The sequence below is a fragment of the Methylocystis sp. Uni0008 genome, assembly GCF_056838045.1.
The window spans coordinates 1,487,684-1,502,600 of sequence record NZ_CM166370.1 but is presented as its reverse complement, the minus strand read 5'-3'; the positions used below and the strand labels follow the sequence as shown (position 1 = coordinate 1,502,600).

General features: G+C 60.5%; 11 protein-coding genes. 4 read left to right on the top strand and 7 right to left on the bottom strand.

Annotation, left to right across the window (positions count from 1 at the left end; translation table 11 throughout):
* Positions 1-12: 12 nt before the first annotated feature.
* The 5 genes from AC0X69_RS07370 to AC0X69_RS07350 are packed head-to-tail and all read right to left on the bottom strand — an operon-like array spanning position 13 to position 6,789.
* Positions 13-1,461: a hydrogenase 4 subunit F gene (locus AC0X69_RS07370; protein WP_482612777.1), complete on the bottom strand. Its 1,449-nt coding sequence runs from the start codon at positions 1,459-1,461 to the stop codon at positions 13-15.
* The gene (locus tag AC0X69_RS07365) at positions 1,461-2,120 is read right to left on the bottom strand and encodes a hydrogenase-4 component E (protein WP_482612775.1); all 660 of its coding nucleotides are present in this window, start codon (positions 2,118-2,120) and stop codon (positions 1,461-1,463) included. Before AC0X69_RS07365 ends, AC0X69_RS07370 begins: the two co-directional genes overlap by 1 nt.
* On the bottom strand, positions 2,120-3,073 hold the full coding sequence (locus tag AC0X69_RS07360) for a respiratory chain complex I subunit 1 family protein (protein ID WP_482612773.1): 954 nt from the start codon (positions 3,071-3,073) through the stop codon (positions 2,120-2,122). Before AC0X69_RS07360 ends, AC0X69_RS07365 begins: the two co-directional genes overlap by 1 nt.
* Positions 3,070-5,067 carry a hydrogenase 4 subunit B gene (gene hyfB, locus AC0X69_RS07355; protein ID WP_482612771.1) on the bottom strand — a complete coding sequence of 666 codons (1,998 nt, stop codon included), beginning with the start codon at positions 5,065-5,067 and terminating at the stop codon, positions 3,070-3,072. Before hyfB ends, AC0X69_RS07360 begins: the two co-directional genes overlap by 4 nt.
* Before the next feature lie 60 nt (positions 5,068-5,127).
* Positions 5,128-6,789 (bottom strand): SulP family inorganic anion transporter, encoded by a 1,662-nt coding sequence (locus AC0X69_RS07350; protein WP_482612769.1) that lies wholly within the window; start codon positions 6,787-6,789, stop codon positions 5,128-5,130.
* Between the two features lie 454 nt (positions 6,790-7,243).
* Between AC0X69_RS07350 and AC0X69_RS07345 the strand changes: the two genes are divergently transcribed.
* Entirely contained in the window at positions 7,244-7,963 is a 720-nt protein-coding gene (locus AC0X69_RS07345) for a response regulator (protein ID WP_482612767.1), read from the top strand.
* On the top strand, positions 7,960-9,396 hold the full coding sequence (locus tag AC0X69_RS07340) for an ATP-binding protein (protein ID WP_482612765.1): 1,437 nt from the start codon (positions 7,960-7,962) through the stop codon (positions 9,394-9,396). The genes AC0X69_RS07345 and AC0X69_RS07340 overlap by 4 nt, the downstream gene beginning before the upstream one ends.
* Before the next feature lie 105 nt (positions 9,397-9,501).
* Here AC0X69_RS07340 and AC0X69_RS07335 read toward each other — a convergent pair whose 3' ends face one another.
* Both AC0X69_RS07335 and AC0X69_RS07330 read right to left on the bottom strand, forming a co-directional pair.
* Positions 9,502-10,050: a sensor histidine kinase gene (locus tag AC0X69_RS07335; RefSeq protein WP_482612763.1), complete on the bottom strand. Its 549-nt coding sequence runs from the start codon at positions 10,048-10,050 to the stop codon at positions 9,502-9,504.
* A gap of 510 nt (positions 10,051-10,560) precedes the next feature.
* Positions 10,561-11,688, bottom strand: coding sequence for an IS630 family transposase (locus AC0X69_RS07330; protein ID WP_482607591.1), 1,128 nt, complete (start codon positions 11,686-11,688; stop codon positions 10,561-10,563).
* A 116-nt stretch (positions 11,689-11,804) separates the two neighbouring features.
* On the opposite strand from AC0X69_RS07330, the gene AC0X69_RS07325 reads away from it, so the two are divergent.
* Positions 11,805-13,607, top strand: a complete 1,803-nt coding sequence (locus tag AC0X69_RS07325; protein ID WP_482612761.1) for a hypothetical protein — start codon at positions 11,805-11,807, stop codon at positions 13,605-13,607.
* A 12-nt stretch (positions 13,608-13,619) separates the two neighbouring features.
* Complete coding sequence (locus AC0X69_RS07320; RefSeq protein WP_482612759.1) at positions 13,620-14,912, top strand: ABC transporter permease; 1,293 nt, start codon at positions 13,620-13,622, stop codon at positions 14,910-14,912.
* The last annotated feature ends 5 nt before the right edge of the window (positions 14,913-14,917 follow it).

Genomic DNA, 14,917 nt, shown 5'->3' with positions numbered 1-14,917 from the left:
CATCCTTAGAGCTCAACCCAAGAGCCGCGCGACGTTCTGAAACCAGGCCACGAGATGAGAGGGAAGATAGATTCCTGCGAGCAGGACAAGCGACAGATGCGCATAGACAGGCAACATCGACGCCTTGACTTCGCCCTCGCTCCGGCTCGGCTCGCCGAACGCCATGCCGATAAGACGCAGCAGCAAGGCGCCAAAGGCGAGAAGAAGTCCGAACACGAGCGGCACGGCGAGGAGCGGCTGGCGCGCGAAGGTCGAACTCACCACGAGAAATTCGCTCATGAAAATGCCGAGCGGCGGCAGCCCGATGATCGCCACGACGCCCGCGACGAGCGACCAGCCGAGCGCCGGCTGGCTCTGGGTCAATCCTCTGATATCGGCGATTCTCTGTGTTCCCTTGACCTGCGCAATGTGGCCGACCGAGAAAAAGATCGCCGACTTCGTCAGGCTGTGCATCGTCATGTGCAGCAGGCCGGCGAAATTGGCGAGCGGGCCGCCCATGCCGAAGGCGAAGGCGATTATGCCCATGTGCTCGATGGAAGAGTAAGCGAACAGCCGCTTGATGTCGCCGCGGCGGTAGAGCATGAAAGCGGCCATGATGAGAGACGCAAGGCCGAGCGTGATCATCAGCGGGCCTGGCGTGATCGCCGCCGCGTTGGCGGTCAGCAGCATCTTGAATCGCAGCACAGCATAGAGCGCGACATTTAGAAGAAGGCCGGACAGGACCGCCGAGATCGGCGTCGGACCTTCCGCATGCGCATCCGGAAGCCAGGCGTGCATCGGCGCCAGGCCCACCTTGGTGCCGTAGCCGAGCATCAGGAACACGAAGGCGACGTTGAGCATCCGGGCGTTGAATTGCGGCGCCTGCTGCATCAGCGTCTTCCAGACCATGGCGTCGTAGCCCTGTCCCAAAACGGGCTGGGCCGCCATGTAGATCAGGATCGTTCCGAAGAGCGCCAGCGCAATGCCGACGCTGCCGAGGATGAAATATTTCCAGGCGGCCTCGAGAGAGTGCGGCGTGCGGTAGATCCCGACCATCAGCACAGTGGTCAATGTGGCGACCTCGATGGCGACCCACATCAGTCCGATGTTGCTCGCCAGCAGCGCCAAGTTCATCGCGCACATCAGGGATTGGTACATCGCGTGATAGAAGCGGACGTTCGTCGGCGTCAGCCGGCCAGTCTCGATCTCATGATCGATATAGCTTGCACTGTAGACGCTTGTCGTGAAGCCGATGAACGTCGAGAGCACGACGAAGACGATGTTGAGATCGTCGACAAAGAGATAGCCGCCGCTCTCGGGCTCGACGATCAGAAGAACGAGCGCGAAAAGAAATGTCGCGCCCGAGGCGCAGACATTGAGGATTGCCGAGCGCCGGTATTCCGGTTCGAGCGCCACCGCAACGGCCGCCACAGCAGGAATGCCCACAAGCGCGTTTGAGACCAGGAATAGATCGGAGCTCATCAACGTCCTCCACGCACCCGATCGAGCTCCAAGAGATCGACGTTGTCGAATCGTTCGCGAATGCGAAACAGAAAGATCCCGATCACGATGAAGGCGATCAGGATCGAGAAGGCGACGCTGATTTCAACGACGAGCGGCATGCCGTCTGCGCCCGCCGCGGCGAGAATCAAGCCGTTTTCGAGCGACATGAAGCCGATGATCTGGCTGACGGCGTTGCGTCGCGTCACCATCATCAAGAGTCCGAGCAGCACGATGGCGAGGGCGAAGGCGATGTCCTCCCGCGCCAGCGGATCGGCGGAGGCCGTCGCCGGCAGCATGACGACGAGAGACAGCGCCATCAGAAATATGCCGATGAGCATGGTTATCCCGACGCCGCCAACGACTTCCACCGTGCGGTGGATTCCCAGGCGCCGGATGATGCGGCGGAGACTGAAGGGAATGATCAGCGCCTTGAAGATCGCCGCGACGCCGGCCGTTACATAAAGATGGGGCGCGCCCTGGTAGTAGGCCTGCCAGGCGACCGACAGCGACAGAATGACGGCATGAAGCGTATAGATGTTGATCAGACCCGAGAGCCGATCCTGGTAGAGCAGCATGAAGCTCGCCAGCACGAGAGCGCCCGCGAGGACATGGGCGATGTCAACCGTCAGAAGCTCCATCAAAGGCTCCGTGTCACAAAAACGAGCAATGTCGCGAGGAGTCCAAGCATCAGCCCCGCCCCGAGGAAGTCTGGCACGCGGAAGACGCGCATCTTGGCTGTGGACGTTTCGAAGAGCGCGAGCGCGGCGCCGCCGATCGCGAGCTTCAGGATGAAGGCGCCAAGTCCAATCATCATCGCCTTGAGACCCGCATCATGTGTGGCAAGACCGACGGGGAAGAAGATGCAGGCGATGAGCGAGACGTAAAGGAGCAGCTTGAGCGCGGAAGCGAGCTCGATGAGTGCGAGATATCGCCCCGAATATTCGAGGACCATCGCCTCATGCACCATCGTCAGCTCCAGATGGGTCGCTGGATTGTCGACGGGAACGCGTCCATTTTCAGCAATGGCGACGATGAGAAGAGCGACGAGCGCCATGCCGACCGAGGCCCGCAATTCAAGATTGGCTGCCATATAGGATGCGATTTCGGAGAGCTGGGTGGTTCCGGCGACGAAGGACACGGTGAAGACGATCATGATCGTCGCCGGCTCCGCCAGCGAGCCGAACATCGCCTCGCGGCTCGAGCCAATTCCGCCGAAACTCGTTCCGATGTCCATGCCGGCGAGCGCGAGAAAAAATCGCGCGCTGCCGAGCAGGGCGATGACGGCGATAAAATCGGCCGACCAGCTGAACATCAGTCCCGTGGCGAATGTCGGCACGAGCGATGCGGCGACCCAGGTCATCGCGAAAATAAGATAGGGCGCCGAGCGGTAAAGCCAGGATGCGTTTTCGGCGACAACGACCTCCTTGCGCAGCAGCCGAATGAGATCGCGCCAGGGCTGGATGATCGGCGGTCCTTTTCGACGCAAGAGGCGCGCCTTCAGCTTTCTTACAAAGCCGATGAGCAGCGGCGCGAGCGCAAGCGCCAAAAGCATTTCAAAGCCCTGCGCGATAAGGTTCAGGAGCAGAGTCATATTGCGATCAACATCAGCAGGAAAACGAGCGCGGCAAAAACCAGCGCGAGATATTGTTGAATCGTCAGCAGACTGAGGATGTTCAGTCCGGACGCGCAGGTTTCAACCGCTCGCGTGAGCGGCGCGTAAAGATAGTCGAAGATGCGATCCGTGATTTCGACGCTCAGCCGAGCCGCCCGCGTATCGCCGGGCACCGGCATGTCCAGGCGCTCCCGCGCCGAAAAGGCGATGACCCCAAGGGTGCGTCGGATGGGCTGCGCGAAGCTGCTGGCGGTATATTGCGCTGCGGGGCTCGTTTCGATGTAGCCGCAGTCCCATGCCGGCGCGCGTCGCGACCGCGCCGAACCAAATCTATGAATGACCCATCGCGCGGCATAGGCGGAGAAGAGAATGAAGACGAAGACCAGAAGGCCGTTGTAGGAGCTTCGGCTTTGCGCAATCGGCGCGATCGAGAGCCAGGAGAGTTCCGACTGGGCGGGCATCCGGGCGCCGACAAAATCCCTCGCGGCTGGCGAAATCGTGTCGATGAGAAGACTCGGCAAAAGACCAGCCATCAGGCAGAGCGTGAGCAAAATGGCCATCGTTCCGAGCGACCATCGATCAGGGTCTTGCGCACAGCGCGCGGCTTCGCTGCGCGGACGCCCGAGAAAAGCGACGCCATAGGCGCGGATGTAACAGGCTGCGCCGAGCGCCGCGCTCAGCGCCAGCGCCACGCCAACCGCGGGCACAAGAAGCTTCACTGTCCACTGCGGCAACGACGGACTGAGCAGCACCGCCTGAAACACCAGCCATTCCGACACGAAGCCGTTCAGCGGCGGCAGGGCGGAAATGGCGACGCAGCCGCCGAGAAAAAGGAACGCGGTTTTCGGCATGGAGTGGATGAGGCCGCCGAGCCGCTCGATGCTTCGCTCGCCGCTCGCATTCAACACGGCGCCCGCGCCGAAGAACAGGAGGCTTTTGAACAGCGAATGGTTGAAAACGTGAAACAGCGCCGCGGTAAAGGCAAGCGCGGCGGGCAATGCGAGACCGTTGGCTTTGAACGCCAGGGCGAGTCCCAGCGCGATGAAAATGATTCCGATATTTTCAATCGTGCTGTAGGCGAGCAGTTTCTTCAAATCGCTCTGTACGGTCGCGAAGAGCACGCCGATGAGGGCGCTTGCCGCGCCAAAGCTCATCGGCTCGACCGCCCACCAGAACGAAGGCGGTCCGAGCAAGTCGAAAACGACGCGAATGAAGCCGTAGACCGCGACCTTCGTCATGACGCCGCTCATCAGCGCCGAGACATGGCTTGGCGCCGCGGGGTGCGCGAGCGGCAGCCAGATATGCAAAGGCGCGAGGCCCGCCTTGGAGCCCATGCCGACCATGGCGAGCGCCAGAACCAGTCCCGCTTTCCAGGCTTCCTTGTTTGCTTCCCTGATCGCCGCGAAGTCGTAGGCGCCTCCCACGCCTCCGAGCAGTCCGAACGCCATCAGCAAAGCGAAGCCGCCGAAAGTCGCCATCAGCAAGTAGACGAAACCGGCGCGCCTGTTTTCCTCGTCATGATGATGCGTCAGCACAAGCGCCCACGACGCGAGCGACATGAACTCCCAAGCGACGAGAAAGGTGAAGGCGTCATCAGCCAGCACGACGACATTCATGCCGGCGAGAAAGGCCGGATAGAATGGCAGCACGCGCATGGGATCCTTCTCATGCGCGCCATAGCCGACCGCATAAGCGCTCGCCGCCGCGCCGCCCAGATTGACGACGGCAAGAAAGAAAGCGCTCAAGACGTCGAGGCGAAAATGCATGCCGATCCACGGCAGACCGAGTGGCAAAGCGCACGATACGACATTCGCGCCTCTTGGCATGACCGCCGCGAGGAAGAGAGCGCCGCAGAGGCCGATACAAAGACTGTAGACGTTACGGCCGATGTCGTGATTCTGCCTGCCAGCGATGGCGTAGACGCTGACGGCGAGCAGCGCGCCGACAGAGGCCAGCGCGAGGTAGAGCGGCATTGCTTATCACCTTCGGATCGACGCGGGGTCGCGAAATACGCCTTACGCGAAGCTTATGAACTAGGCGCTGCGCTTGCGGGGCGCGAGAGGATGCTTGGAGGTCGCGACGTGATGATCCAATCCGCGAATCTCCGCGCACCCGCCGTTTGCTTCGTAGTCCTCGCAGAAGTGATGGAGGTTCTCCATCACCGTATGATCGACGCACCAGGACTCCGAGAGATCGCAGATGACCGTCTTGCCGCGGGGAAGTTTCGCGAGATCGCCCTTGAGCGCGAGGTAATTGGCGAAGAAGGCGGCGCCGCCGATTCTGACGTGGTAGACGCCGGGTTCAATCTCCACCACCTCGCGGCGCAACTTGAACACCTGTCCCCAATTGACGCTGCGCCACACATGGAAAAGGAGCTCGGCGGCGATCCCGATCGCGACGCCGATCAGGAGATCGGTCGCGAGCACGCCGGCGATCGTGATCACGAAAACGGCGAGCTGATCCCAGCCGATCGCCAGCGTCTTTTTGAACTCGAGCGGCGAGGCGAGTCGATAGCCGGTGAACACCAGCAGCGCCGCGAGCGAGGCAAGCGGAATCTCGTGAATGACCCTCGGGAATAGCGCGACGAAGATGAGCAGGAAGAGTCCATGGAAGAAGTTCGCCCAGCCGGTTCGCGCGCCATTGTTCACATTTGCGGAGCTGCGGACGATTTCCGCTATCATCGGGAGGCCGCCGATCAGGCCGCAGATGATGTTGCCGAAGCCGACCGCCGCGACGTCGCGATTGAGGTCCGAGGTTCGCTTAAAGGGATCGAGCTTATCGACCGCCGCCGCGCTGAGCAGGCTCTCCAGGCTTCCAACGAGACAGATGGCGAAGACCTGCTGCCAGAACATGCTGGAGCCGATCAGAGAAAAATCCGGGAAGGCGAAGCCCGAGAGAAAGTTCTGCGGGATCGAGACCAAAAATTTCGGGCCGATGGTGTATTCGTGATGCGGCAGAAAGGGATAGTCGGGAAGGAAGAGATAGATATGCTCGTCGTCGAGATCGAAATACTGCGCTAGCGCCATGCCGACAATCACGACGACCAGCGGCGCAGGGATCATTTTCAGCCGGCGATTCTTTACGAGCGACCAGGCGACCAGGATCAGAAGTCCGAGCCCGCCGATAATCGCGACCTCCGGATTCATGTCGCGAAGGCTCGCGGGGATCGCGCCGATCGTCGCGAACAGCGTCTGCGCATCCGGCTTCACGCCGAGCATGACGTGAATCTGCTTGGCCATGATGATGATGCCGATCGCCGCCAACATGCCGTGGACGGCCGACGCCGGGAAAAAGGCGCTCATCTTTCCCGCCTTCATGACGCCCATCAGCATCTGGATGACGCTGGCGCATACGATCGCCGCCAGGGTGTAGTGGTAGCCAGCTTTGGCGTCGCCGCCGCCAAGCGCCTGCACCGAGTCCAGGATGACGACGATGAGGCCTGCCGCCGGTCCGGTGATGGTGACGAAAGATCCGTTGATGCGCGAAACGAGGAGACCGCCGACGATGGCGGTGATGATGCCCGCCTGCGGCGGAAATCCGGAGGCCATCGAAATGCCGAGGCAGAGTGGCAGGGCGATAAGGAAGACGAGGAAGCCGGAGAGGGCGTCGGCGCGCCAGTTTTCCACGAGTCCGGCGAGCCCGGTTTTCGGCAGGCGGCGGGAATAGGTCGCCTTGTTCAAATCTGGCTGATACACTGTCTTCGCGTCGCGGCTCTCGTTTTCACCGAAGGTTGATGCTTCCAGAGCTTGGGCGGAATCGTCAACGCGAGAAGCGCGCCGTTGCCCCTGCGCAGGGTCGAGGCTTGAGGATCCAGTAGCGTGACCCAATGAGCCTCCCAAGCCATCTGGGAGAGCCTGAGCCTTGCTCTTCATTCTGGGTCCTCGCAACAGTCAGGTAAGGGGAAACTTAAGCGCTGTGTGACGAGCGCGGTTGCACCATAGGACCTGCGGGCGCACTGGGTGTGTCTCCACTTTTTCGCAGCGCAGCGATTGTTTCTGGTTCCTTTCTGAATTGGGACCCCTCTGGGTCATGAGACCAGAGGGGAGGCTGAAACGCCGCACGACGAAGTCGATTTCTCTATGGAAACACTCTAGAAACATTGCATTATTAGTTTCCGCGCTCCCTCAACGAAAGCGATCGCGTAAGCTCTTGCCCTCTCCCATCTCCATTCTGATCGTCGAGGATGACGCCGAAATCGGCGAATTCATCTCGCTTTACCTCGCGGGCCACGACATCCAGACGAAGGTCGCCGCCAACGCCCAGGAAATGGACGCTGCGTTCAGCGCCGGGGCCTACGACCTGCTGATCCTCGATCTCAATCTTCCCGGGGAAGACGGATTCTCGATTTGCCGGCGTGTGCGGGCCGAGAGACGCATTCCCATCATCATACTGACCGCGCAATCCGAGGATATCGACAAGATACTGGGGCTGGAGCTGGGCGCCGACGACTACATTGTTAAGCCCTTCAATTCCCGCGAACTCTTAGCGCGAATTCGCGCGGTGTTGAGACGAACGGAAACGCCGAACGCCGTCGAGGGTCGCGTCGTGCGGCAAGCATATCTGTTCTCGGGCTGGCGCGTCGACGTGCTCGCGCGAGAAGTCGTCGCGCCCTGCGGCATAAAAGTCGCCATGACGGGCGCCGAATTCGATCTGCTGCACGCTTTGTGCGAAAATCCCAATCGGGTGCTGACGCGCGAGCAACTGATCAACATGACGCATGGCCCGACGACGGGGCCGTTCGAGCGCAGCATCGACGTGCTGATCAGCCGGCTTCGGCAGAAGATCGAAACGGATCCGAAGAAGCCCGGTTTCATCCAGACGGTTCGGTCCGAAGGCTATATCTTTTCTACGCAGGTAACGCGCGCATGAACTCGACGAGCGCTCCATGGCGATTCCGGCCCAACAAGCTGGCGGTGCAGATCACGCTGCTCATGCTTGTGTCGATCGTCGCCTTCCAAACGATCGTGATCGGCATGTTCCATGTGTTCGGCAGACGGCACATTGTCGATCAGGGCGATTTCATTGCGAGCATCATCCTGGCTCTGGACGTCGCGCCGAATGCGGAGCGCGCGAAGATCGTTTCAGAGCTTTCTCTCGCCGTTCCCTACGCCAATATCGAGATCCAGGAGACTCGCCCGCCGGCGGCGGACGCTTCTTCGGCAAGCGATGTGGCCTTCGATAACGAAATCCGCCACATCGACTTGCTCTTGTGGAAGGGCGTGGACGTGTACAAGGTCGCGGGATCGGCGCCAGGCGATTACGGCGTCCTCGCGGTCGAATTGCGCAAGGGAGGTTACGCGACGATCTCGATCGCGCAGCATCAGAAGTCGCCTGGCTCGATCTGGCGCTGGCTCTGGCAGCACGCGGAAGATGAACCGATCATTGTGACTCCGGGGGCGCGAACGGCGCTGTCTTTTATCATTTTCACCGCGATCTTCGTATTCTGGGCGCTGAACGCAATCATGGCGCCGCTGCAGCGACTCGCGAAATACGCCGAGCAGATTCCCAACGACATTGATGCGAAGACTCCGCTTCCCGAACGCGGTCCCCACGAGGTGCGCGAATTGACGCGTTCGCTCAATCGCATGCAGGCGCGCATCAGCAAGATGATCGCCGCGCGCGCTCATGTGCTCGCCGCCGTCAGCCACGACCTGCGAACGATTATCACCCGCCTGAAGCTGAAAACCGAGTTCGTGCCAGATCAGAACCTTCAGCAGCGCATGATGCGCGACGTCGATCTCATGGATGCGATGCTGTTCAAGAATCTTCAGTATCTGCGCGCCGAAGGAGACGACACATACGACTGTTCTCTGGTCGATCTCGATAGCGTTCTGCAGACGGTCGCGGACGAGTTTTGCGACCTCGGGCATCACGTGACCTACCACGGCGGCGGCCGCCAAATGGTGTTCGGATCGCTCTGCGACGTGCAGCGCATTTTCACCAATCTCGTCGAAAACGCGACCCATCACGCTGAGAACGTGGACATCTATATGACGGAACATTCCGAGGAGCTGATCGAGGTCGACGTCGTCGACGATGGGCCGGGAATGTCAGCGGAACGCAAGGAGACTGCGTTTGAGCCCTTCGTTCGCGGTCAGCCGGGACGAACGCTTGACCAGCGCAGCGGATTTGGACTCGGCCTGTCGATTGTGCGCTCGCTCGTGGACAATCACGGTGGATCTGTGTCGCTGCTCGATCGAGAACCCCATGGACTGATCGCGCGCGTGGTCTTGCCGCGCGCCAAAGAAGGAGAAGAAAAGCTGACCTCGCCCAAATCCAAATCGACGCACGCGCTCTCTTGAGAGCCGGTTGACGAGCCCTCGTGGGTTCGGATCCTCTTCGAGGCAGACAGGCGCGGGCGACGCCGTTGGCGTTTTTGTTGACGAAGACAGCGGTTCTCACTTCAATCACAGCGGTGGAACGAGTGGAAAAGTCAGCCGCACGGCGGTTCCCATGGCGCTTGGCGCAATCACCAGCGCGCCGCCGAGCTGCTTGGCGATTTCGGTCATGAGCTTGAGACCCTTTCCCGAAACTCCGGTCGTCTGAGACAATGCGGATAAGGGGAAGGGCTCTCCATCGTTTTCAATGACGAGTTCGATCTCCTTTTCCGAACGCCGGATGCGCGTCTCGATCCGCCCGCTTCCTTGACCGGGAAGGCCATATTTGAGCGCGTTGATCGTCGCTTCGACGATAACGAGCCCGATGCACTTGGCGCGCGCGCAGTCGATCTCGAAATCGCCGTCTACTGTCACGATGCTCTCGAACCGATCTTCAAAAGCCGAATGCAGGGTGTCGGCGAGAAGCCTGACGAAAGAGCCAAGACGGCAGATCTCGCGCTCATTTGTATCAAGGACGCTGTGGAGCGCCGCAGTGGCGCAGATGCGTGAAATGCAGACGTCGCAATGTTCCGGATGGCCGCACTGTCTCCGCTGCGCAGCGAAGAGCGCGGAGAACACCTGCAGTTCGTTCTTGATCCGATGACAGACCTCGTCCTACCGCTGCTGCGCTGCCGCCAGCTGCGCCTTTATCGAGGCATTCTCCTGCCGCAGTCGCGAAATCTCTTCAGACTCAACACTCACGAAAAAAGCCTTCAACTACACTCGAGCAGACGCTTCCAACACTAGGTTACAGTCTATGGCCGAACAGCCTCGCGAACAAGCTGAACAAGTCGTGGCGAAAAGAATGCTCGTGGGCAAGCGACGTCGACCGGCGACGCTGCATCGCAGGGACGAAAGTCGCACCATTCGAAGTTATGAGGGCGTGCTTCTAAGTGAGCGGCGTGCGTCGCCACCCTCGACGATCGACCTCCTGCTATCGCGGCTCGCTCTCCGAATCCAACTTGTCCATTGGGCTCAGAGCGGCGCGACTTGCTCAAGAGCTTGTTTGATGTTGATATTTCAACATGGCTGACTCTGTAATGCGCGCGCGAACGCTGAACGTCAGCTAGTGTCCTGATTCAGAAGTTTCTATCCAGCTTTGGCTTGGAGGTCGAGGGTGCGACGGCAGAAGCGTTCGATGGAGGCCAGAATGTCGTCGGCTGACTTGGTCCAGCGCAGCGGCTTCGGATCAGCGTTCTGTTGGGCGAGGAAAGCCTTGATGGCGGCGATGAGGTCTTTGACGGACTTGTGCGCGCCTCGCTTGATCTGCTTTTCGGCCAGCAGCGCGAAGAAGCGTTCGACCTGATTGATCCACGACGACGATGTCGGCGTGAAATGCATGTGCCAGTGGGGCCGCTTGGCGAACCAGTTGCGGATCACTTGCGTCTTATGGCTCGAAGCGTTGTCCATCACGACGTGAATGTCGAGGCCGGCGGGAACGTTGCTCTCCACTTCGTCGAGAAACTTGCGGAACTCCTGCGCGCGATGGCGCGGCATGCATGTGCCGATCACACTGCCAGCCTTCACGGTCGTCTCAGCCGTGACAGCAGCGATGAAGCCGGCAAAGAGCGTCGTAGTGCCGTGGCGGTCGTAGTCGTGCGTGCGCCGCTCGACTTGTCCAGGGCGCATCGGCAGCAGCGGCTGCGTTCGATCAAGCGCTTGTATTTGGCTCTTTTCATCCACGCATATCACCAGCGCCTTGTCGGGCGGATCGAGATAGAGGCCAACGATGTCGCGCACTTTCTCGACGAACTGCGGGTCGGTCGAGAGCTTGAAAGTCTCGGTGCGATGCGGCTGTAGGGAGAATGCACGCCAAATGCGATGAACCGACGAAGTCGACACGCCCGATGCTTTCGCCATGCCGCGCGTGCTCCAGTGCGTCGCGTTCTTGGGCTGCGTTTCGAGTGTCCTGGTCACGATCTCCTCAACGCGGTCGTCGCCGATCTTGCGTGGCGCGCCACAGCGCGGCTCATCGTCGAGACCATCGAGACGGTGCTTGGCGAAACGCTCGCGCCATGTGCGCACGGTCTGCCGCGTTACACCGACCGCAGCCGCGATCTCGCAGTTGTTGAGCCCGTCAGCGGCCCGCAACACGATCTCCGCGCGTTGCGCATGCCCACGCGCCACCTTGCGTCGCCGGACGAGCCTTTTGAGGTATTCCCGTTCGTTCTCGCTGAGCTCAATCTTGCTCGCTTTGGTCGCTCCGTCCCTCGCCATGCCGCCCTCCCGAATCCCGCCTGGGCCGAAGGAATCACAATCGCGAAAACGTGGCTAGTAATTTCTGGGACAGGACACTAGCCTACGTTTTCTGTCTGGCCAAGGATTTGTAGTCGATGTCGATACAACCGCAAGATGAATCGCTGCCGTCTGATGAGTCGCAAATCGCTGCGAACGAGCGACGTCCGACCGATAAGATCTCTTCGGGCGACGGCGCCGCCGAATTTTACCTTCGTCGCCGGGAGGAAGTCCTTGAGGAAGATCGGCAGATCTTCAATGAGTTTCTCGAGAAGAATGCCGAGCGACAGGCCTCCGGCGGGGCGGCGCCGACGTTCGCGGACCAGAATGCGATCAATCGTCGTTCACTGCTGAAGGCGGGCGCGGGCGTGGCCGCCGCGGGCGGCGCCGCGACCGTCGGCGCGATGTCGTTGCAACGCGCCGCTGCCGCGCCGCAAACGACGGCGTCAGGAGCAGCGGTGCTGCAAAGCCAGGCCATACAGCGCGTGATGACCGATTCGCGCGCCGAGCTAGGCGGGCGCGGGCTCGGCAAATGGATCGCGTTGCTGCCCACCAAAATGGGCGGCGGCACCTACGCGCTTGACCTGAACTCCAATCGTGTTCTGGCGTCGATCTGGTATTGGAATTACGGCGACTTCAATCCAATTTCGCATCATTTGTGCGCCTTCCCGAGCGCCGATCCCTATCATTCCTTCGAATTCATCAACAGCACCCAGGGCGGCAAGAATGGAATGATTTACGGCATACCGACCCGGATCAAAACGCCGGCGCCGGGATTCAACATCTATCGTGTGCGCTATGATGGCGCGCAAATGGAGCTGCTCGAAAACGTCTCCGAGACGACGGGGCTGGGTCTTGGCGTGCATGTCTGCGTCAATCCGAAGGATGCGCAGTCCTATTTCGTCACCGACGGACAGAAGGATATCGCCGCTTGTTTCGATCGCACGACGTCGAAGGTGAAGGCGGCGCTCAAATACGACTGGAGTTCGAATGTCTCCGGTCTCGCCGATTGCTGGAAGGCGGGTGGCACGCTGAAGATTTCGAGGATCTATCCCGACAAGGCCACCGGCAAATTCGACTATGAAGGCGTTAAGGGCCAGAAGATCGAATGGGAAATGGTGCCGATGGGCGAGCTTTTCGTCGAGGAGGGAACCATTCCCGGCGATTCGCCGCATACGCTCGCCGGCGCGGACGGCACGATCTGGCATCCGAGCGGACGCTGGGCGGCGACTGTCGTGCGTCTGTGCGGCGGCTGCGCAGTGCTCGACGCGGAAAGAAATTTCGAGCCTGTGGCCTTTGTGCAGTTCAACAAGGACTCGCCGTCGCAATATCCGGTCGTCAGAATCGACGATGATCACTGGGAAGTGAAGTTCGACAAGATCTTCTCGCCCGGTCACGAAATCGGCTTTTCACCAGACGGCCGCTTCTTCTGCATGATGAACAACCTGCGGGAGAACAATTGCGGCGTCGTCGATTCCAGCGATCCCGACCCGCGCAAGTGGAAGAAGATCGCGCATATCGAGGATCCGCTGTGGGTCGGCAAATATCCGAACCCCTTCCACATGGTGTTCTCGCTCGATTCCAAGAAACTCTATCTAAGCGTGCTGCATCCGTCGCCCGCCTCGAGCGGGATCATGGTCGTCGATACGACGACCTGGACCATCATGAAAGAAATTCAGGGTCTGGGTCCGGATTTGCAGACTCCCGCGATCACATATGACGGCAAATTCGTTCTTTGCCCGTTCAGCGGCTTCCAGCGCCAGCAAAGCGGCATCGCTGTGATCGACGCGGCCACCGACGAACTCGCCGGCATTCTGCCGAGCACAGGCGGACATCACGACTGTGTGATCGTTCCGACCGAAATGGAGCATATGAAGCACACGCGCTCCTGCACGCTATGATCGCGTGCGGGAATGGACAACGGGAGCCGCGACCGTTCAAAGGTCGCGGCTCCGATTGGCCGCAAGAAAGCTGAAATATTGGGGCGACTGCGAAATCTCGGGCTTTTCCTGCGGCTCGCGATCCAGAATCTCGGGCAGCGTAAAGCGCGGGCTTCCCTGCTCGTGCTTGCCGTCGCGATCTCATGCGGCGCGGTGTTCCTCGGCGCCGTTCTGATGCTCGGAATTCGCCATAGCATGGAGGTCGGCTTTACGCGCCTTGGAGCCGATCTTCTCGTTGTGCCGCAAGGGACGCTGACCAATATCACGGCGGCGCTGTTGACGGCTGAACCCACTGACCAGACGCTTGATCGTTCGGTGATCGACGAACTGGCCAAGGTGAAGGGCGTGCAGCGCGTCGCCCCGCAGTTGATCGTGCGGACGCATGTTCCGGAGATTGGCGGACATCATGGCGTGACCGATCTCGTGGCCTTCGACCCCGCGCGCGATATTTCGGTCACGCCCTGGCTCGCCGAAAAAACCGAAAGGCCTTTCCGTAAAGGCGACGTGATCGTCGGCGGTCGCCGCGAGGAAAGGATCGGCGATCGCCTTCTGCTTTTCGGGCAGCCCTTCACCGTCTACGGCAGGCTGGAGCGCACCGGCGTCGGGCCGCACGAGAATGGGATCTTCATGTCCTTCGAGACCTTCGACTCCTTGCGCGAAGCCATTCGTGGCTCAGAGGCGTCGGCTACGCTCGATGGGGACAAAATCTCAGGCGCGTTGATCGAACTGACGCCCGGCGCTTCCGCGAAACAGGCGCGCTTCGCCATGCTCGCCAAGTTTCCCGGACTGAAGGTCATCGTCGGCGAGTCCATGCTGACCTCGATCCGGCAGGGGCTTGAGGCGCTGCTCAACGGCGTTATAACGCTTTTGCTGATTATGTTCATCAGCAGCGCGCTCATGATTGGTCTGCTGTTCTCGGCCATTGTCGGTGAGCGAAAACGCGAAATCGGCCTGTTGATGGCCGTTGGCTTTAGATCGGGCAATCTCACCGCCCTTTTGCTGGCGGAAGCCGCCATCGCCACCGCGATGGGTGGGGTTCTCGGATGCGTGCTGGGCGCAATGCTCATGCGGGTATATGAGCATTCGCTCGTCTATCACCTTAAGACATTGGGCGTGCCTTTTGTCTGGCTCGGAGCGCCCGAAATCGTTGCGATCGCTTTGGGCTGCCTGGCGCTGACCACCTTAGTGGGGATTATTGGCGCCTTGGCGCCCGCGCTGTATGTCAGCCGGCGCGAGCCATACGAACTGATCCGCGCCGAAGGATAACGCCG